The organism is Paraburkholderia sp. SIMBA_054 (assembly GCF_046534875.1).
Lineage (GTDB): Bacteria > Pseudomonadota > Gammaproteobacteria > Burkholderiales > Burkholderiaceae > Paraburkholderia > Paraburkholderia hospita.
Genome location: NZ_JAWRXV010000064.1, coordinates 39,232 through 58,479, shown reverse-complemented (window position 1 = coordinate 58,479; position 19,248 = coordinate 39,232). Strand labels below are relative to the sequence as shown.

At 58.6% G+C, this 19,248-nt stretch carries 19 protein-coding genes and 3 pseudogenes; 12 read left to right on the top strand and 10 right to left on the bottom strand.

Annotated elements, in window-relative coordinates; genetic code table 11:
- Positions 1-83: 83 nt before the first annotated feature.
- Positions 84-257, bottom strand: a pseudogene (locus tag SB822_RS44940) (helix-turn-helix domain-containing protein); the annotation flags it as partial.
- Positions 258-321: 64 nt separating this feature from the next.
- On the opposite strand from SB822_RS44940, the gene SB822_RS44935 reads away from it, so the two are divergent.
- Positions 322-1,866, top strand: a complete 1,545-nt coding sequence (locus SB822_RS44935) for a phospholipase C (RefSeq protein ID WP_410857688.1) — start codon at positions 322-324, stop codon at positions 1,864-1,866.
- Positions 1,867-2,022: 156 nt separating this feature from the next.
- Here the strand turns inward: SB822_RS44935 and SB822_RS44930 are convergent.
- A pseudogene (locus tag SB822_RS44930) lies at positions 2,023-2,232 on the bottom strand (hypothetical protein); the annotation flags it as partial.
- A 307-nt stretch (positions 2,233-2,539) separates the two neighbouring features.
- On the opposite strand from SB822_RS44930, the gene SB822_RS44925 reads away from it, so the two are divergent.
- A complete protein-coding gene (locus SB822_RS44925; RefSeq protein WP_410857686.1) occupies positions 2,540-3,007 on the top strand; it encodes a PRC-barrel domain-containing protein in 468 nt (155 codons plus the stop codon).
- Between the two features lie 11 nt (positions 3,008-3,018).
- A complete protein-coding gene (locus tag SB822_RS44920) occupies positions 3,019-3,396 on the top strand; it encodes a hypothetical protein (RefSeq protein WP_410857685.1) in 378 nt (125 codons plus the stop codon).
- A gap of 464 nt (positions 3,397-3,860) precedes the next feature.
- Here the strand turns inward: SB822_RS44920 and SB822_RS44915 are convergent, their stop codons facing one another.
- From SB822_RS44915 to SB822_RS44905, 3 genes are all read right to left on the bottom strand, one after another.
- Entirely contained in the window at positions 3,861-4,589 is a 729-nt protein-coding gene (locus SB822_RS44915) for a cytochrome c biogenesis CcdA family protein (protein ID WP_410857684.1), read from the bottom strand.
- Between the two features lie 9 nt (positions 4,590-4,598).
- Positions 4,599-4,982, bottom strand: a complete 384-nt coding sequence (locus tag SB822_RS44910) for a thioredoxin family protein (protein WP_410857683.1) — start codon at positions 4,980-4,982, stop codon at positions 4,599-4,601.
- A gap of 63 nt (positions 4,983-5,045) precedes the next feature.
- Positions 5,046-5,369, bottom strand: a complete 324-nt coding sequence (locus SB822_RS44905; RefSeq protein WP_410857682.1) for a hypothetical protein — start codon at positions 5,367-5,369, stop codon at positions 5,046-5,048.
- A gap of 125 nt (positions 5,370-5,494) precedes the next feature.
- On the opposite strand from SB822_RS44905, the gene SB822_RS44900 reads away from it, so the two are divergent.
- The 7 genes and pseudogenes from SB822_RS44900 to SB822_RS44870 all read left to right on the top strand — a co-directional run bounded on the left by SB822_RS44900 (position 5,495) and on the right by SB822_RS44870 (position 9,626).
- On the top strand, positions 5,495-5,749 hold the full coding sequence (locus tag SB822_RS44900) for a hypothetical protein (protein ID WP_410857681.1): 255 nt from the start codon (positions 5,495-5,497) through the stop codon (positions 5,747-5,749).
- A gap of 17 nt (positions 5,750-5,766) precedes the next feature.
- On the top strand, positions 5,767-6,300 hold the full coding sequence (locus tag SB822_RS44895; protein ID WP_410857680.1) for a MerR family transcriptional regulator: 534 nt from the start codon (positions 5,767-5,769) through the stop codon (positions 6,298-6,300).
- Positions 6,297-6,653: a YnfA family protein gene (locus SB822_RS44890; protein WP_410857679.1), complete on the top strand. Its 357-nt coding sequence runs from the start codon at positions 6,297-6,299 to the stop codon at positions 6,651-6,653. The genes SB822_RS44895 and SB822_RS44890 overlap by 4 nt, the downstream gene beginning before the upstream one ends.
- Before the next feature lie 291 nt (positions 6,654-6,944).
- A pseudogene (locus tag SB822_RS44885) lies at positions 6,945-7,454 on the top strand (MFS transporter); the annotation flags it as partial.
- Between the two features lie 300 nt (positions 7,455-7,754).
- A complete protein-coding gene (locus SB822_RS44880) occupies positions 7,755-8,180 on the top strand; it encodes a hypothetical protein (protein ID WP_410857678.1) in 426 nt (141 codons plus the stop codon).
- Positions 8,181-8,185: 5 nt separating this feature from the next.
- Complete coding sequence (locus SB822_RS44875; protein WP_410857687.1) at positions 8,186-9,292, top strand: Imm72 family immunity protein; 1,107 nt, start codon at positions 8,186-8,188, stop codon at positions 9,290-9,292.
- 49 nt (positions 9,293-9,341) lie between these two features.
- Positions 9,342-9,626 carry a PAAR domain-containing protein gene (locus SB822_RS44870; protein ID WP_410857677.1) on the top strand — a complete coding sequence of 95 codons (285 nt, stop codon included), beginning with the start codon at positions 9,342-9,344 and terminating at the stop codon, positions 9,624-9,626.
- 121 nt (positions 9,627-9,747) lie between these two features.
- Here the strand turns inward: SB822_RS44870 and SB822_RS44865 are convergent, their stop codons facing one another.
- Genes SB822_RS44865 through SB822_RS44855 form a run of 3 tightly spaced genes read right to left on the bottom strand, consistent with a single transcriptional unit; the run spans position 9,748 to position 12,528 of the window.
- Positions 9,748-10,734: an NAD(P)H-quinone oxidoreductase gene (locus SB822_RS44865; RefSeq protein ID WP_410857676.1), complete on the bottom strand. Its 987-nt coding sequence runs from the start codon at positions 10,732-10,734 to the stop codon at positions 9,748-9,750.
- 14 nt (positions 10,735-10,748) lie between these two features.
- Complete coding sequence (locus SB822_RS44860; protein WP_410857675.1) at positions 10,749-11,078, bottom strand: carboxymuconolactone decarboxylase family protein; 330 nt, start codon at positions 11,076-11,078, stop codon at positions 10,749-10,751.
- A gap of 13 nt (positions 11,079-11,091) precedes the next feature.
- A complete protein-coding gene (locus SB822_RS44855) occupies positions 11,092-12,528 on the bottom strand; it encodes an NAD-dependent succinate-semialdehyde dehydrogenase (RefSeq protein WP_410857674.1) in 1,437 nt (478 codons plus the stop codon).
- Positions 12,529-12,866: 338 nt separating this feature from the next.
- On the opposite strand from SB822_RS44855, the gene SB822_RS44850 reads away from it, so the two are divergent.
- On the top strand, positions 12,867-13,796 hold the full coding sequence (locus tag SB822_RS44850; RefSeq protein WP_410857673.1) for a LysR family transcriptional regulator: 930 nt from the start codon (positions 12,867-12,869) through the stop codon (positions 13,794-13,796).
- A gap of 346 nt (positions 13,797-14,142) precedes the next feature.
- On the opposite strand, the gene SB822_RS44845 is transcribed toward SB822_RS44850, so the two are convergent.
- A complete protein-coding gene (locus SB822_RS44845) occupies positions 14,143-14,871 on the bottom strand; it encodes a haloacid dehalogenase type II (RefSeq protein ID WP_410857672.1) in 729 nt (242 codons plus the stop codon).
- A gap of 579 nt (positions 14,872-15,450) precedes the next feature.
- Between SB822_RS44845 and SB822_RS44840 the strand changes: the two genes are divergently transcribed.
- Positions 15,451-17,328, top strand: coding sequence for a potassium transporter Kup (locus SB822_RS44840; RefSeq protein ID WP_410857671.1), 1,878 nt, complete (start codon positions 15,451-15,453; stop codon positions 17,326-17,328).
- Between the two features lie 509 nt (positions 17,329-17,837).
- On the opposite strand, the gene SB822_RS44835 is transcribed toward SB822_RS44840, so the two are convergent.
- Positions 17,838-19,181, bottom strand: a complete 1,344-nt coding sequence (locus SB822_RS44835) for an alkaline phosphatase family protein (RefSeq protein WP_410857670.1) — start codon at positions 19,179-19,181, stop codon at positions 17,838-17,840.
- Positions 19,182-19,248 lie beyond the last annotated feature (67 nt).

Below are 19,248 nucleotides of genomic sequence, written 5' to 3'. Positions count from 1 at the left end.
CTACCGCATCGCTGGGCACCTGCCGCGACTTGATTGACGGCAATTTACGCCCAGGGATGCCTTTGCCGGGCGCTTACCTCAGACCAGGGGTCCACCACACTGGTATTGATGCGCTTGCTGTACTTGGGCTCGTCCGTCGAAGGCTCCCGCAACCATCGACGGATAGTGTTTCGGGACAGCCCAGTGCGCCGTGATATGTCCCTCAGCGGGACGCCGTCGCGGAAATGCATCCGCCGAATCTTGGCCAACATGCTCACCGTAATCACTCCGGTTCTCCTGCTTGGCGTCCAAGCAGGTATTGAACATGTGGGTCAATTTTCGATGCAAATTTCTAGCGTAGGTGGGTCAGTTTTGCATGCCTATCAACAGACTTACCCCAATGCGACCAATCCGGCGGGCGAACCCATCTTCACGGCTGCACCCCGCACTCCGACGGTCAACGGTCTGAGCGGCACACTGCTGAATAACAACCCAAACCTCCTCAATAAGCGAAACGGTGCGGGTGCAGTGAATCCATTCCGGCTCGACCGCACACAGGCTGCGACGGCCGACCAGGACCACGCCTATACCGCGGAGCAGCAGGCCTATAACAATGGCGCCGCCGACCTGTTCCCGTTGTACGCTGGTAAAGGGTCGCGCAGAGGCGCCGGCGCCTTTGGCACGACCGGCCAGGTGATGGGCTACTACGACGGCAATACTGTTACCGCCTTGTGGAACTATGCTCAACACTTTGCGATGAGCGATAACGCGTATTCGGATACGTTCGGTCCGTCGACGCCGGGTGCCTTGGAGGTTATCTCCGGCCAGACTAACGGCGTTCAGCTGGTCAAGACCAGTCAGCAGCCATTCAATCTGGCGACGGCTTCAAATTCGTATTATGTCAACGATAGTCAGGGGGGCGTTACCCTCATCAATGACGTGGACCCAGCAAACGACCTGTGCTCCAGCACGACGGACCAGATTCTGATGTCAGGCAAGAACATTGGCGACCTGCTCAACACTAGGAACATAACGTGGGGTGGTTTCACGGGCGGTTTCAATCTGACGACGACTAACGGCAACGGTACAACCGGGTGCAAACGCAGCACGGTGACACCAGCGGTCGGACGCATAACAGCCGATTACATCCCCCACCACAACTGGTTCCAGTATTACGCATCGACGTCGAATCCGAAGCATTTGCGTCCGGGCGCCACGACAGCCATCGGCTACACGCTGCAGTCCGACGGCAAGACGGTTGACCCGGCAAATCACCAGTATGATTCCGACGATTTCTTCGCCGCTGTGAAGGCGGGGAACTATCCATCGGTGAGCTTCATCAAGGCACCAGCGTTCCAAGACGGCCACGCTGGTTATTCGGACCCGCTAGACGAACAGGCCTTTACGGCCAAGGTGGTCAACTTCCTGCAGCAGCAGCCAGACTGGAAAAGCACGGCAGTCATCGTCACGTGGGACGATTCGGACGGCTGGTACGACCATGCTTATACAACTCCGACGAGTTCGTCGTTCGACGCGCAGGCGGACCAACTGAATGGCCCCGGAAAATGCGGTACGGGCCCGGCTCCGCTCGGCCTGAACGGTGCTCCGGTTAACGGCCGATGCGGCCCCGGTACCCGTGTCCCATTCATCGTGATTTCGCCTTGGGCCAAGGTCAACTACGTTGACCACACGCCGATTACGCAGGCATCGGTGGTTCGCTTCATCGAAGACAACTGGCTCGGCAGCCAACGCCTTGGCGGTGGCTCCTTTGATGCAACAGCCGGTAGCATCCTGGGCCTCTTCGACTTCAGTGGTAGCGGCAGCAATCCGACCGTGTTCGTGGACCCGAACCGGGGCCTGGTGGTTCCTTCGGTACCTGACTTCTAATCCCCGGATTCGCTTCAGAGCCAGACGCGGATGCCCGGAAGGCTGCGCAGAGCAATACACAGCGGCAACGAACCACTCGTGGGAGGTTTTCGCTAAACGATTTCCCGGCGCGACCAGCAGGGCATATAACAATCCGCCCGCAAAGACAGACGTGCCATGCGCATCGACCCACGCGCGAGCCCAATCCAATCCCGCGAGTTCAGCATCGTCCTCACTTTCAAAATGGCCAAGGACACCCGAAGCATGGACGAACTTGCCGCGAAGGGTGATGGTTCCGCTCGCCGCATAACGTTCTCTCTGCAACTGGCCCTTGAGCTCAACGATTGAGTGTCCCCACATATACCCCTGGTAGCTCTGCGATTGCATTAGCGGACGACGCGAGCGGATAGCGCGGCATCGGTTCTGAAAGTCATCGTCGACGAGCAGAACATCGGACGTCATGCGAAATGGTCGAAAAAGCAGTACCCATATTTCGCAAGCCACGTACCTATGCGCAGTCGCGACTCGCTCGCTGTTCAGCCGGTCCCAAGGTGCTGGCGCGTCAAAGACGCTGGCCGCACGGTGCGGGCTGATTCGTCTTACAGCATACCGACCCAATGGCGGGCGCCATGTCACGCGCTGCGGGCATATGCGTTGCGCATAAATCTCCGCACGATTACACATGGAGGACATCATGGGCACACTGAACCCGCAAGGCACCACCTCAGGGACCAGCGGCGCGGATATCGTAGGCAGTGGCACCGGAGAGGGTCCGGGGCCGGAGGTGATGGCCGCCGCGACGCTTGACGATACGCAGGTGATTTCGTCGGACGGCGAGGACGTCGGCAAGATTTCCGACATCATGCTTGACGTACGCAGCGGCAGGATTGCATACGCAGTACTGTCGGAAGGCGGCTTCCTCGGCATGGGCACGAACCTGCATGCAATACCGTGGAACGCGCTCACGCTGGACACCGACGCGAAGTGTTTCCGAGTCAGCATTGATGCTCAGCGCATCAAGGACGACCCGGGCTTTGACAAGGACCACTGGCCGTCAATGGCGGATACCGCTTGGGGCACCACGGTTCATCAGTATTACAACCGCGAGCCGTACTGGTCATCGACCCGCGGCGTAGAAGATTTGCCGCCGAGCGACATCTGAAGACGGTTCTCATGGACGCCGGCTTCCGCGCACGCAGAGCCGGCATCCGCCTAATCGAGGATGCAATCATGAAGATGATGAAAGCAGCAGTACTTTGCTCGGCCCTGGTGCTGGTGTCTGTCAGTACCGCATTCGCTCAGGGCGCCGGTGGTGGTGGCGGTGGCGGCAATGGTGGTGGCACCAGCGTGGGAACAGGCGGGGCTGGCGTTGGTGGCGCGAACGGTGCTGGCCAGGGCGGCGCAGGTATGAATGCGCCCAATTCGGGAGGTACTGGCGGTGCGACGTCGATGTCAAAGGGTTCACATGCGACCATGCCGCCGACGCGAAAGCCGCAAAAGGACGCGCAGGCTAAAGGTGCATCCGATACGGCAGCCTCCAGTGCGCAATGAGTGCCTCACGCTATGGTTGGGCCTGTTCGCGAGGCGCGTAAACGAGGTGTTCCAAAGTTGGTTCGCCCTTTTGTCCACTTTGTCAGTGCTGGCGTCGTGTTGGCGGATGGCACGCGCTCGCAGGTCGACGCAGTTATCTGGTGCGCCGGGTTTCGGCCGGCGCGCGAGCATTTTGCGACCTCTAGACGTCGTCAGCGCCGCGAGACGAGTCGGCCTGGTGGAAGGCTGTTCGCATGCGGAGCCTTGTTGTGGCTCGTCGGCTACGGCGAATAGCGTGGCTTCGCTTCTTTCTGGCACCGGCACCGGGGCAAGTGATTGTGCACTTCAGTACACATTGTTCATCATGCACCTGCCCCACATAGAGGGATAGCCAACACAGGACTGGCGATTACTTTGCAAAAGCGCCTGTCCTGCATTACGTCAAGGGGCCATTATTCTGCAAGACTCCCGCGGGTTTTCCTGATTCAAAAACGCGTGGTTAAGTTCGTGAGCCAGTCAGGCGATATTGTCACCATGAACTCTTCCGCGCTTTTGTCGATGCCTGTAAAAATCAGGATTCCAATAGCGACCAGGGCGCTGCCGAACAAGTACTTTCCCGAACTACCGACCGTCATCAGTTTGCCGCGAACCTTCGATATCATTGTCCGCGACAGAAAACCCAGCGCAATCATCGGCGTCGCGGCGCCTATGCCGAAGACGGCCATGAGCAGCGACACTCGTGCCAAATCCGCGCCCTGTGAAGCCAGCGTAGCTGCTGCTCCCAGCGTCGGTCCTACGCACGGGCTCCAGATTGCTCCGAGCATCAGTCCTACAACGAACTGCCCTGGCAAACCCGTCGGTGCGAGCCTGGACAGCAGGACCTGCCCTGCGTTGCTGACGCCAGAAGTTGCCGTACCCAGCTGTGCTTGCAACCTGGTCGAAATCAGCACGATTCCAAAGCCTATCAATAAAACTGCCGCTGTCAGTCGAAAGACCGCAGCCTCAAGTCCGAGCGAGAAACCGATGGTCGCAATGAAAATACCCGCCGCAGTGAACGAGACAACCAAACCCGCTATCAGCGCTAGCGCGCCAAGTCGATGAGCAGCCGTTGCTGCGCCGAGTATGAGTGGCACGAGTGGTAATACGCATGGCGAGAGGATGGAAAGAACGCCTGCCGCGTACCCTAGGCTGTACGTGCCGATTCCAAAGTCCATGTTGGTCTCTCAAAGCGCTTTGCGGAAGAGCGCAGCTATACGTTCCTTGTTCGTCTCGCCGGTTGACCGGCCAACCTCGGCAGTACCTTTGAACGCGACGAACGTGCTCTGATACGGTACGTGCAATTCTTTGAGCAACGCCTTTTCCTTGTCGAAGTCTGCCTCCATCAACGTCAATTCCTTGAACTCCGGGGCGGCGAGAAGTGAGGGCGTAATAGTTGCCTGCTTCTGGCAGGTCTCACACCACTTGGCATAAACATGCACCACAACCGGCCTGCCGGCGGTGCGCAATTCGTCGAAGGTCTTTTTCTCGAACGGTATTCCGCCAGCGATGGCGGCACTGCTGAGTACCGCGAAAAGCACTCCGACGATGTAAAGGGAAAAGGGTTTCATGGACTATGCCTACAGGATTGGTAGTTCGATGAGACTCGGCGAAGCGTCGCCGTCATGCGGCCGTTATGCCGGTTCGCCGGGAATAAGGTGTGCAAAGAGCGCGCGGGCGTCTTCGCCGGCGCTTTCAGGTGCTGTGATTGTTAGCTCCACATGTTCATCGTTTCGGGTGACCTGAAAGCGCAGAAACCCGCAGCACTGCTGTTCTTGACTCACGAGTCTTTCGACATCTTCCGCCGCTTCTGCCCTGTAGGTCAGGCAAGCGCATAAGCCTTCAACGTGGTGGGCAAGGAGTGCGTTGGACGCTAGTTCCTTCAGCCAGTTTGCGCGGTCCTTGAAGTCTTTCGCAGACAGGGAGCAGGCCAGAGGGGCCGATTTATCGCTGTTCATTCGGATTCTCCGGCAGAAATTGGATTTGGCTGCAGCTACCCCACTCGCATCCGGCCGCATCGTGTGCCGTGGGCCGGTTTCTGCTGAGTCGATGATGGACAAGCAAAACGACGCCGAGCCCCAGGATGGATACGCCTGCTACCGGCAAATACCAGCCCGTCAGCGCCGCGCCAAGGCTCGAAAGTCCCAACCAGGCGAGCAACGGACCGACCATAGGAACACCGACGCAGCACGCGACGCAAGCCGCCGCGACGGCGCCAGTGGTACCAATCGTTCCGGCTACCACGCCGATTCTCGATTTCGTGACTTTCATACAAAAAACCTTCCTCGGTGGCTCGGCGAATGTGCTTGCATTCAAGATACAACCTCAAGTAACTTGAGGTGCAAGGACTTTTTGATGGGTGCCGTCATGTCGCAATCGAGCCTCACTATCGGCGCACTGGCTTCGGAGACGAACACCAATGTGCCCACGATTCGTTACTACGAAGAAATAGGTTTGCTCCCACGTGCTCAACGCGCTGCCAATGGGCATCGGTACTACCAGGATTCAGATTTGAAGCGTTTGACCTTCATCAAGCGCTGCCGTGACTTCGGTTTTCCCATCGAGCAGGTGCGGGAACTGGTAAAACTTTTTGAGGATGGAGACCGCTCCTGCGTTGAAGTGCGCGACATGGCACAAGTCCATCTGGACGCGGTACGGGCAAAGCTGGAGGAAATACGGCACCTTGAGACGAGTCTGGTGGCCTTTGTCGAGAGCTGCAACGAAGTGTGCTGCAAAGGGCCTACCCGGGACTGCGTCATTATTGAAGACCTGTCTTCCCCGACTAAACTTGAGGCGACCACGCCCTCGCAGGGATGTTGCCAGGCGGGGACCACATCTGTGAAGCGGCCGAAAGCCGCGAAGTCGTCGAATCTTTCTGAAAAGAGATGAGCGTAATTATGGAATGGGGCAGTTTTGCACGAACCTTTGGACTATTTTTCGCTACTGCAATCGCCGAGATTGTCGGCTGCTATCTGCCATTGCTTTGGCTGACAGGTAGAGGTAGTTTTTGGCTCCTTCTCCCAGCGGCCCTCAGTCTGTGTGTTTTTGTTTGGCTGCTTACGCTGCACCCCGCTGCAAGCGGTCGGGTCTATGCTACGTACGGCGCGGTGTATATCACTACGGCGCTCGCCTGGCTCTGGGGCGTCGATGGCGTCACTCCGACCTGGACCGACGTATTAGGCGTCGCCTTGGCGCTGTGCGGTGCCGGTGTTATCGCGATGGGGCAACGCGTCGTTGCATAACCTAACGGTAACCTTGACGGTCACGTCCATAGCAGAGCCGATGGCTGTCGCGCAGGTCCGCTGGGCGCTTTTGCCTGTTCGTGAGTGACCGCAAAGCCCTTACATTCGCGCAATGCTGTCACACCACCATGACTATATTTCCGATACTCGTCAGGGCCTCGTAAATTCCTGGAAGAGCGGTTGGGTAAAGACGCGCAAGCCAAAAAATTGCGGGGCCATCTACACTTCGTGTGCCTCTGACCGACGGCGCTCCGACCATCTACGTTGTGCTTTCAGAACACAGAATTTTCGATGAAAACCGAACCGCCGGTCAGTATTCTTCGGCAAATTCCGCGCAGCGTCTGGGTGCTCGGCTGTGTCAGCCTTTTCATGGATGTCTCGTCCGAAATCATCCACAGTCTGTTGCCGATGTTCTTAATGGCAAGTCTCGGTGCCAGTGCGACGGCGATTGGCCTCATCGAAGGCCTCGCTGAGGCGACCGCCCCCATCGTCAAGGTGTTCTCCGGGACCCTCAGCGACTACCTTGGCAATCGCAAGTGGCTTGCAGTCGCCGGGTATGGGCTGGGTGCGCTGAGCAAGCCGCTTTTCGCTGTGGCGCCGACCATTGGTATCGTAGTGACCGCACGCGTCATGGACCGGGTGGGCAAAGGCATCAGAGGCGCGCCACGCGACGCGCTCGTCGCCGACGTCACGCCGCCACATCTGCGAGGTGCTGCATTTGGGCTGCGCCAGTCGCTGGACACCATCGGCGCATTCCTCGGGCCGCTGCTGGCCGTGGTCATCATGCTGGTGTGGGCGGATACCAGTCCAAAATAGATGCCGGCTGGCCTGACATACTCGCGGATGTCAGTGAGGATGTACCTGCATTTAGAGGCGAAAAGGTGTATCGCACGCTTGCGACATTCCACGGCGAACTTGCCGCACTCGACGCCGACCAGTTGGCGGGACAGACGCTCTATCGAGCATTCGGCAACCCTTCGAAGCACGCCCCTTGGGGCAGCAAAGCCGCCGGCGGACGCCAGCCGGCGTTTTGGGGAATCGGCAGTCCGCCCAAAACTGCGGAAGAATGGAGAGTCCGGTCGGCCGTGCTGGATGAGTGGAATGGCAACGGGTTCCTCGCCGTTGTACATCTTCCTAGCGATTTCGGAACGCGGATGCCAACCGCAAAGGCTTGCGGCTGGCCAGATTGCAGAGCAGTTCGGTGACAAAGTTCCTGCGCAATATCTGGAAGGGGGCGGCCGTCAGTTGGTGGTTGACATGGGTGCACTTGCCACCGAAATAACGCGGATTGGTGAGAGTGTGAAGGCAAGTGGTACTGCACTCACTGAAACTATCAACGGAGTTCGAGTCGACTTTCATCCGACCAACTGGACGAACGTTGAGGACGTGTATGGATACAGTAAATTTTCAGAGGACGTATCCGGTTCGGCTCGCACGCGCCGGCTCGGCAGCGACGAAATACAAACCAAGGTAGCGAACAGCAAAACAATCGCGGCGTCTCGTACGGCCGCGAGCAGTCAGGAGTGAATTTGATGGGGTACGTCACGCAAGAATATGACATGCAGAATTCCGAGACTCGGCGACGCGTGTTTTGGTTGCTCAAGCGACTGACCAGTTATTCGCTGTGGGCGAAGAAACGGGATGCATGGGAGGTGTTTTCCAGGGCATTCGAGAACGCTGTCAGAACCTGGCCCAAAAACGACCCCGAGCGGATGGACGCCGATTTGCTCCCCGGAATCTACGAAACGCTAAGTCTCTACAAAAAAGGGGTTGAAGAACTCGGGAAGGGACATCGATTTGTATGGCGGACAGGTCAACCCCTTGATGCCGCGATGGACAAAAGTAGTACGGTTCGCAACTTTCTGTACACCCATCCTGACTACTGGGAGCGGGGTGCACAGACTGCGCCTTACCCGGAAAAAGTCGAAGCACTAAATCGGCTACTACTGGCGTCCCGTTATGAGGGCGATTACGCGCCGATTGCAGTGCCGTTCATACCTCGAATGTCCGCTCGCTACTCAAGTCCGGCAGCGTTGCTGGACCCCGACCGTTACAGGTACCAGTTCTACCAATTGCCCTACCCCGTCTTCCCAGCCGAAATTTCGGACGTGCCTGCGGCTACGGACCTCATCATCGGTTCCGGACAGCGCGTACCGGTAGACGGGATATGGGAGCCTGTCAAGGTCGAGCGAGAGAAGGCCTTCGGCATTGTGCCTTTGGGGGTGAGAAGTATCGAGAGCAATGGGTGCTTCAACTATCTCGTAAGTGACACGAAGGCGCCCAATGTCAGGGGCCAATGGAACGAGGCGGAGTCTCGCACTGAGAGTCTGAATACCCATTGGCGGCTCCTGTGGGAAGACACCCGATACAAGGACGGTGTCATTCCGGACGAATCTGAATATTTCCTTGAGCGTGCGCCGATACATGTGCCAACGGACCACGGCCAACCCGAGGAGGAGATTGAGGTACGGACAGGTGAGGTTTGCCCGGTTACTGGCACTTGGGAAGCGACAGACTTCGACAATCACTGCATCGAGGCATCGCAAGGCATGGTCATGCCGGACGTGCTCGCGAGCGCAGCCGGTTCAGGTGAGCGCCGGGTTCACTGGGTCACATGGCGTCTCATCAGGCGAGCATGATGGGACGCATTGTCGACAACTAGCTGGTTCAGGAAAGGAAGCTAGTGACATGAGCCGTCGGTTCATCCTGAAGGGCGACAACACGGATAGTAACGGCGTGGTGCTTGACGGTATTGCCGGCTCGTCGTTCCACGGTCGTCCGTTGGCCTATGTCGGGGCTCCGGTCTTTTGCAATACCTGCAGCGCGGAGGGCATCATCATCGGAGACGGCTCTCCTCGGTCGACGGAGGTAATGGGAAGGCAGGTGGCTTTGGAAAACGACCTGTGCCGGTGTAAGTGCGTGCCTTTGCCGAAGCTCGTCCCGTCCCAAGCAACTGGCACTTTGTCGCCGTGAGCAAATACAGGAAGATTTTGGCAGCAGATGCGGCGGTAACAAAAGCCCGAAGCGTTCACACGATAGCTCCGCTTCCGGGCCGGCTTCGAAAACGCGTCAGTAACCCTGGTTGCAATTGTCCTTAGCACATCGTCAGGACGATTTTCCCAACGTTCGCCGATGATTCCATGCGCCGATGGGCATCCGCTGCGCTCGCTAGAGGAAAGGTGCTATCGACGACCGGCTCGAGGCGCCGCCCACCCGAGAACCGATTGAGCCAGTGCTCACGGAAACGTTGCACCATGGCGTGTTTTTCGGCTTGGGCGCGCGACTTCATAACCGTGCCGATAATCTGGATGTGGCGATACAGGATGGTCTCCAGGTCAACACTCACCTCTCCACCCCCGCCCAGAATCCCGACCTGAACCAAACGGCCGCCATGTGCGAGCGAAGCGATATTGCGCGCGAAATACGGCTCGCCCACGAAATCAATCACAATATCGACGCCTTTGCCATCAGTCTCCTGGGCTATGACAGCTGCAAAATCCTGAGTCCGGTAGTCGATGACATGGTCGGCGCCCAGTTGAACAACGCGTTCGAGCTTCGTCGCCTCGGCGGTCGCGAATACGGTCGCGCCGGTCGCGTATGCCAACTGGACCGCAGCAGAACCGACCCCGCCCGCCGCCGCATGAATGAGCACTGAATCGCCCGGCTTGAGCCGTCCGAGATGCATCATCGCTTCGTGAGCCGTGACGAACACTTCGGGGATGGCCGCCGCGTGCACGTAATCGAGCTGCTCAGGAATCGGCATCGCCATGCGCCAGTCGATGCGGGCAATTTCGGCATATGCGCCACCGCCAACCACACCCATCACGCGGTCGCCAACCTTATAGCCTTCGACCGATGCGCCGACTTCTAGTACCTCGCCCGCGATTTCCAATCCCATGATGGTCGAGTCGCCGAAATTCGGCCGACCGTAACCGCCACGTCGATGCGTGAGGTCGGCGCGGTTCACGCCTGCTGCATATACACGAACCAGCAGGTCGTCGGGGCGCAGTTCCGGGTCTGAAACGTTGGCGAGTTCGAGTACGTCGGCGTCGCCGAATTCGTTGAAGGTGATTGCTTTCATGATTGCGTGTCCTGTTACGCCTGTAAATCGCCGAGCGTCGATTGCGCAGCGGCGGAAGCCGAGATAGCGGCCGGAAAACCCGCGTAGAACGCAAGGTGAGTAATGGTTGCTGCGAGTTCTTCGCGCGTGACGCCGTTGCTCACGGCACGCCGCAGATGCGCGGGGAGCTCGTCGTGATGCCCGCCAACAATCAGAGCGGCAACAGTCACGAGACTTCTGTCACGCCGTGACAACGCCGTGTCCGCCCAGACCTGCGGAAACAGCACGTCGTCAACGAGTTCGGCGAGTTTTGGCGTGAATGCGCGCGCGGCTTCGCGCGGGCTGTCGAAATTGGCTTTTGACATGATTGAGTCCTCCTCAGACCTGGCTGATGAATTTGTTGGTCAGATAGAACTCGATGCCTTCGGTGCCGCCTTCCGAGCCGATTCCGCTTTCCTTGAGCCCGCCGAAAGGAAGCTCGGTGGACACGATGCGGTACTGGTTGATGCCAATCATCCCCGCTTCCAGCCCATCGCCCACGTCGATGGCCGTGCGCGCGTTGTTCGTGAATGCATAAGCCGAGAGTCCGTACGGCAGACGGTTCGCTTCGGCGAGCCCATCTTCCAGTTGGTCGAAACGCATCAGCACCGCAATGGGACCGAAAGGCTCCTCGTGCATCACGCGGGCGTCCATCGGCACGTCGGCAAGCACGGTCGGTTCAAAGAAGTAGCCATTGCCCGCGATGCGCTTGCCGCCGGCGAGCACCTTCGCGCCGCGCGCCACCGCATCGGCGACGAGTTCTTCCATCTTGGCAACCTGGCGCGGATTCGCGAGCGGCCCGACCTGCGTGCCGGGTTGCATCCCGTCCCCCACCTTGAGCGCCCTGGTAGCAGACACGAAGTGCTCGGCGAACTCCTCGTAGACCTCACGCTGAATCAGGAAGCGCGTCGACGAGATGCAAACCTGGCCGGTGCCGCGGAAACGGTTCGCGGCGCCTTCGACAGCGGCCCGTTCGACGTCGGCGTCCTGGAACACGAGCACAGGTCCATGGCCGCCGAGCTCGAGCGTAATCGGCTTCACGCCTTCGGCTGCCCGCGCAGCAAGCAACCGACCGATGGGAACAGAACCCGTGAACGTCACCTTGCGGATAATCGGCGACGCAATCAGCGTCTTCGAGACCTCGTCGGGCACGCCGAAGACGACCTGCAGCACGCCTTTGGGCAGACCGGCATCGTCGAGTGCGCGGGCAAGCGCGAGCGCCGTCGCCGGGCTTTCCTCGCCGGGCTTGATGATGACGCTGCAGCCAGCGGCCAGTGCCGCCGATAGCTTGCGGGCCGGCGTGATGGCCGGGAAGTTCCAGGGCGTGAAGGCAGCGACCGGCCCGATGGCCTGCTTTTTCACGAGTTGCTGCACGCCGGGACGATTAGACGGCACCACGCGACCGTCAATGCGTCGCGCCTCTTCTGCGAACCATTCGAAATATTCAGCAGCGCGCAGCACCTCGTCGCGGCTTTCCGCGAGCGGCTTGCCCTCTTCGAGCGTCAGCAATTCGGCGATGTGAGCGGCGCGCTCGCGAATCAGGTTCGCACCGTCTTTCAGAATCCGTGCGCGCTCCGCCGGCACCGTATTGCGCCACACGTGGAACGCGCGCTTTGCCGTTTGCAATGCCTGCGCGAGGTCAGCCCCAGTTGCGAGCGGCACGCGGCCCAGTTCCTGCAATGAGGCGGGATTGACGACCGGGGCGGTATCGCGTTCGCCGGCTGCAATCCATTCGCCGTTGATGAAAAGATAGAGTGGGTCGTAGTGAGCGTTCATTGTTTCCAACCTTATATAGTGGGCAATTCGAACGATGTCGCACCTTTGCCAAGCCACATATTTGAGCGTTGCCGCAACGTAGTCCGGTCCAGCGAAACTCGAGGGAGTGGCTTTGACTCGTGGCTGTCAGTGAGTGCCTGTCCGCGGAACCCAGTCTAGGTGGGAAGCCCGAACGGATTTAGCCAGGGCAGATGGAATGATTCTTTCCGTGAGAGGGAAAATCCGCGAGCCCCGCGCGGTTATGCTTACCGGCACGCGAGGCGGCACTCGCCTGTGCTTCATGGCACGCGGACCGCGCGGCGCCGATATGGTGGAATCAGACGAATGGGACTAGTGGGATGGACAAGCTATATAACATGTCGGTTTTTGTAAAAGTCGTCGAAATGGGGAGCTTCACTGCGGTTGCGAACCACCTCGACACCACTGTGGGAAACATCTCGCGCGCGGTCTCAGTGCTCGAGGAGTCGCTAGACACAAGGCTCATGCAGCGCTCGACGCGCCGCCTTGTCATCACCGATACGGGGCGGCGGTTTTACGACCGGTGTCTCGCCATCCTGACCGACGTGGAGCACGCCGAAGCCGAGGCACGTGACGCCCTGCTTGAGCCACGTGGCACGTTGCGCGTCCACTCGGTGCCCGGGCTTGGGCGCACTCTGGTAACACGCGCCGTGATGGCGTACCGCCACTCGTATCCCGAGGTCTCGGTCGACCTTCTGCTGTCCCAGCGCATGCCGAATCTGTTAGAAGAACAACTTGACGTCGGTATCGTGATTACTCGAACGCTTCCCGACTCAGCCTACGTCAGCCAGAACATCGGCACGAGTCATTGCATCCTCGCAGCATCACCCGAGTATCTGGCAGCCCATCCGGCACCGACGTGCCCGGAAGACCTTATCGACCACCAATGTGTGCGGCTCGGGACAGTCGATTACGCACCCGACGAGTGGCATCTTGAGAGCACTGCTGGCAACGCTACCTTCCGCCCCACGGGACCGCACTTCAGCGTCAACGATATGGATTCGATGTCACAGGCGCTGCGCGACGGTGCGGGCATCGGCCTGCTCGCCGCGTACTCTGCGATGGATGACCTGCGCAGCGGCGCGCTCGTTCGCGTACTGCCCGGGTACCACACACATGTTCGCAACGTCTATGCGGTTTATCCGTCTCGACAGTTTGTCGACGCGAAAATCAAGCGGTTCGTCGAAACGTTGAAGACACATCTGGGGGAGCATCTGGACGCCTACGCCAAAGAACGCGAGACGCGCTGATGCGGAGCGAAAAAAGACCCGCATGGCGCGGGTCTCGTTGTAGATGCTAGACGCTGCTCTTCGCTGGAACTGTGCAGGTTCCGTCAGGTGGCTGCTGACCGCGTCGAGGTCGTCGATACGGCTGCACGACCCGACTCGATGGCCGGGTCTCAAGCGATAAAGATGCTTGTGAGGGCTGAGCAGACCTCGGGTTCGCCGAAAAGCTGGTTGAAGCGGGAGTGCGGGGCTCCGTGGGGCTTTCGTTGCCGGCAGCAAATGAGTCGAGCGCCTGAATTTTCGGTTGCCGTCGTCACAGTGGGCGCGGCCTCTCGGACAGAGCGTGGGCCGCGGCTCGGCTTGCGAACGGTTAAGTCGGGCAACCCAGTTGCGTTGCTAGGTCGTTAAGGTCCGCCGCCTCATAATCCCATGGTTGTTCAGCGCGTAAGTCGCTCTGTTGGCCGGGGCCATGTTCGACTGGCCTAAGGACAAACGCGGTCTTCAGGCCGCATTGACGCGCTGCCGCCAAATCGCCGTTATGCGCCGCGACCATGCAAACCTCGGCGGGGCTAAATCCGAGAATATCGGTTGTGTCAGCATAGACTTGCGGCGATGGTTTGTACGCTCTGACTACTTCCGCGCCGAGAATGGCGTCCCAAGGAAGCGCAGCACGCTTCGCCATGTCCACCACCAGTCTAATATTTCCATTTGAAAGGGGCGCGATAATGAATTGACGCTTGAGCCTCAATAGCCCTTCCACAGAATCGGGCCAAGGGTCTAGCCGATGCCAGGCAAGGTTCAGCTCGTCAAGTTCGTCGGCGGTGACCGAGTCGATGTCAATGCCGACGCTGCGCAAGACCTTGACCAGATTCTCTTTGTGAAGAACGTCAAGGCGGACAAACGACCGTCGTCCACTTCTAATTTCTTCCATAGCGGGCGAATATTCGCGTCGCCATGCATCTGCGAACTCGGTGGCGTCGACGGCCATGTTGCGACGGCCGAGAAACGGGCCCACGTGTCGCGCAACACCGCCTCGCCAATCAACGACGGTGCCAAAGACATCGAACAGAAGAGCTTTAATTGCGGAATCCCTGGTCATTTCCCGAACGTCTCCCTCGGCGCACTGGAACAAGTCTACTCGCCCAGCGCTGTAAGAACCAAAGCAGCGTCTACAAGGCGATAGGACAGGTGCCCGCCAAAGTTTTTGAGTGGAAAGCAGAAGTTGTGGGTCTCGGCATTTACCGCCACGACCTGCGCGTTCGGGCCGATATGACCGCCACCCGGTTTCGAGACCGCGCCAGCTCCCACTCGAAACATTGAGACCAGACCCGCTGGCCGGCGAAATACCTGAATGCATAAAGGGCTTCCGGGAAGACCTCCATCACCGCTATGAGTATCAGCAAGCCAACGTCTCGCTTTAGAGTGCGCATACTTCCATGCAGCGTCCTGCCAACCCGAATGCATAGACTTGCGCGAACTTCGCGGCTACGGACTCGGAGCGGGCAAGAATGGCCCCCGCCTATAATCACTATCAAAAGTTGGGAAGCGCCGTCGCGGGGAACTGCTGGAACGTAAGTGGAGGTCGGATGCGATGCGACGGTTGCAGACGTTGTAGTGGGCTGGAGCAGCAGTTCTCTCCGCCGTTAGATGCTTTGAGGCTCAACAATGAGGCGGCATCGTGACTACAGACTCCAATAAAAGTAGCATTGCTGCGCTGACGCTGGCTGCCATTGGAATTGTGTACGGCGACATTGGAACCAGTCCGCTTTACACAATGAAGGAGGTATTCGCGAAACATCACGGTCTTTCGCCTGTTCCCGTCAATGTGCTGGGGGTGGTCTCGCTGATTTTGTGGGGCCTCATAATCGTGATTTCGCTCAAGTACGTAACTCTTGTTTTGCGGGCGGACAACCGAGGGGAAGGCGGCATTATGGCGATGACCGCGTTAGCGCTATCGTCGGTCACTCAGAAATCCCGTTGGTACTATCCGGTGATGCTGCTTGGCATGGTCGGCGCGGGGCTGTTTTTCGGCGACGGTGTGATTACGCCGGCCATTTCAGTCTTGTCGGCCATTGAAGGGTTGGAAGTGGCCGCGCCTGCTCTTAAGCCATATGTTATCCCTGTGACATTGGCCGTTCTGGTCGCACTGTACTTGTTGCAGCGCAGGGGCACAGCCGGTATCGGAAAATGGTTCGGCCCGATTGTGCTGGTCTGGTTCATTACGCTTGCTGCGATGGGCGTTACAAATATCGCTAAGAACCCGGTCATTCTGATTGCCTTCAATCCGCTCCACGCCCTCGGCTTTCTCATCCACAACGGGTGGTTGGCCTTCGTCGCCCTCGGTGCGGTTGTCCTGGCGCTAACCGGTGCTGAAGCGCTGTATGCTGATATGGGCCATTTTGGCAAGAAAACGGTTCGCTTAGCCTGGTTTTCTATCGTCGCTCCCGCGCTGGCACTCAACTACCTCGGGCAAGGCGCCTTGCTGTTATCGAATCCGGCAGCGGTTTCGAATCCTTTCTTTCTGCAACTTGGCCCTTGGAGCGTCTATCCGCTGGTAGTGCTCTCGACGATGGCGACCGTTATCGCATCGCAGGCGACAATCTCTGGTGCATTTTCAGTGACTCAGCAAGCTATTGCGCTGGGCTTCCTGCCCCGTATGCGCATCCGCCAGACCTCTGAAAGTCAAAAGGGGCAAATCTACATCCCACTCGTCAACTGGCTCCAGCTAACGGCTGTCATATTGGCCGTCGTGGGATTCGGCTCGTCTTCCAATTTAGCTTCCGCCTATGGCATTGCTGCGACGGCTACGATGTTGACGACGACGCTGCTGACGTTCTTCGTTGTTCGTTTCGGCTGGAAATTTCCGCTGTTGCTTTCGGTCGCAGCGACCGGATTCTTCTTGACGATTGACGTCGCTTTGTTCTCTTCCACGAGTTTGAAAATCATTAGCGGCGGCTGGTTTACGCTAACAATCAGTGCGCTGATGGTCATGCTCATGCTGACGTGGCGTAGGGGGCGCGAACTGGTATTCCAAAGCCTCCAACGCCAACTCATCCCTCTCGACGAGTTCCTCCAGTCGCTCTTCATCAATCCACCACTGCGCGTGCCTGGTACGGCCATCTTCTTCCGTGCGGAAGGTGACGGCGTACCCCATGCGCTATTGCATAACCTACTGCATAACCAGGTGCTACATGAACGAACGATATTTTTGACCGTGTACGCCACCGACATCCCCAGAGTTCCGGATAGGGAACGCATCAAGGTGGTCCCGCTTGGACACCACTGCTATCAAGTCAACGTCTACTACGGGTTCTCGGATGAGCGCGACATACCACGCGCTTTGCAAGAAGGTCGGCATGCTGGACTCTCGATTGACCCGATGCAAACCTCCTTCTTTATCGCCCGCCAGACAGTCCTCGCCACGCCGAAATCCGGCATGGCGCTATGGCGGGAGGCCTTGTATTCCGCGATGTCTCGCAACGCTCGCGACGCGGCTGATTACTTCAAGATTCCGCCCAATCGGGTCATCGAGCTGGGAGCGCAGGTAGAGATTTGAAGGGTAATGCCGACTCGAGCGAAGAGTTTCGGCTGTGTCCTTGGCAACATCACGTTGGGAAAGCGGCTGGATGCAACGTCGCGTGCGGGCGGCGTCGTCGAGCAGATTCTTCGCGCGGGGGTTGCGCGGCGCTCGTCTTCTGGACGCAGTACGCGCAAGCTTCATCGTTGCGGCGTCTGCACCTTGCGGCGCAGTCATCGGAAACTCTCTTCGTGATGGTCCGGCCGCTCGCCGCAGCACAGGACGCATCACCAACGCTGTTGCCGCTGGCGCTTAAATTATCTGCCGACGGTTTAACGGTCGACATCATCAAACGGCGGGCCCTTCGTGCGCGTAGTCTTTGGTGATTGCCCTTCAACCCACTCTCGTCTGCCGTCGTGGCATGTGCGTCTTTCTCGCCAGGCCGCAGCCCAAGTTGCCGCGGGAAGACGTCGGAAGGAAGCGGTCGTCTGAGCGTACTACGATGGTCGCTCGTCGGGCACAGGATGTCCTAGTGTGAGCCGCCGGTTCTAGCGATGCGCATACAGTGGCAGAAAAGGGTCCTTCGACCGCGGAGCGCCTTCGCTCGTGGGCCGCGAGTCACCGCTTGCAGCGACGGGCGACGGGCATTGCGGGATATCGGAGCGAGGGGTAGAAAGGCTCAACATCTTCGAGAAGCTGTCCGCTGCGCGCACGCGCGCCGTCAAGTTGAGGGCTCCGTTGAGCCCAAGCAGCGTATCGGTTGTTTTCAGAATTGAGCTGTGGTCGTACACCGAATGGTCAATGGTGCCAGCAGGAACGAATGGAGAGACGACGATGGCCGGTACGCGTACGCCTAGCCTGTCAAACGCAAAGTTATGGGTTTTCAGGCGGCCATTTTCCGGCGAGCCCGGCGGCTGCGCATTCGGAGGTGTCACATGGTCAAAGAAGCCGCCATGCTCATCGAAGACGATGAGCAGGACACTGCTCGACCATAGTTTGCTGCCACTGATGGCATCGTACACTTGCTTGACTAACGCTTCCCCTTTTCGAACGTCGCCAGCCGGATGCATCGAATTGCCGTTCCTGAAGTCATTCTTCGCATCGTACGTTGGCTCGATAAAGATAAATTTCTCGGTCAATGAATCATCAGCGAGCCGCGCAAGCAGCGTATCCATTCGAACAAAACGACTGAGCAGATTTTGCATCCCGTGAATACCCCTGGCCTGTGCAACGTCGCCTTGCACGATAAGCCAGTCGGAGTCCTGAAGCTTTGAGAAAACGGTCCCATTCGGAAACGTGAAAAGTGGCGCGTTGAAGAACACCGCTTCCACAACTTGCGCGTCACTCGGAGAATGGTCGAGCCCGGACGAGGTGCCCGCCACGGCAAAGAAACGATTCGGCCACGTTGGTCCCGGCATCGATGCAAACCAGTTATCGCACACACCGTACTGGCGGGCCAGGAAGTTCAGTACCGGGAGCTGGTCCGGTGTGAAGGCGTTGAAAGCGTCGGGTACTACGTCGGAATGGTCCTCGTACGTCGCGGCAAAGCCCATCGTCGAAGCGTCCGTCGCAAAAGGTGGATAACCGTTCGGACCCAAAACGAGGGAGTCGTTACGCACGGTGTCTCCGCTGGCAACCTGTAGCCCGCACAGCTGGACACAGGCGTCGGTAAATTCGTGCCCCGGGTCAAAGCCGAGCGCGTAGGGCGCACCCTTTCCAAGCTGGTAAGCCGTCCCTGACCGTCCGAAATTGACTATGGGCGTCGCCGGCAGTCCGTGGGAGATTGTGGTTCCACCTCCCGGTGTGACCCCAGTCAGGTTTGACCATCCAAACACGCTGTCGTACGAACGATTCTCAAGCATCAGAACGAAAACGTGCTGTATCGCTGCCATAGGTCACCTCAGAATTCTGTTGGCCGTGCTCTTTCATGTTGGCGGCAAGCCAACACAGAAGGCACTC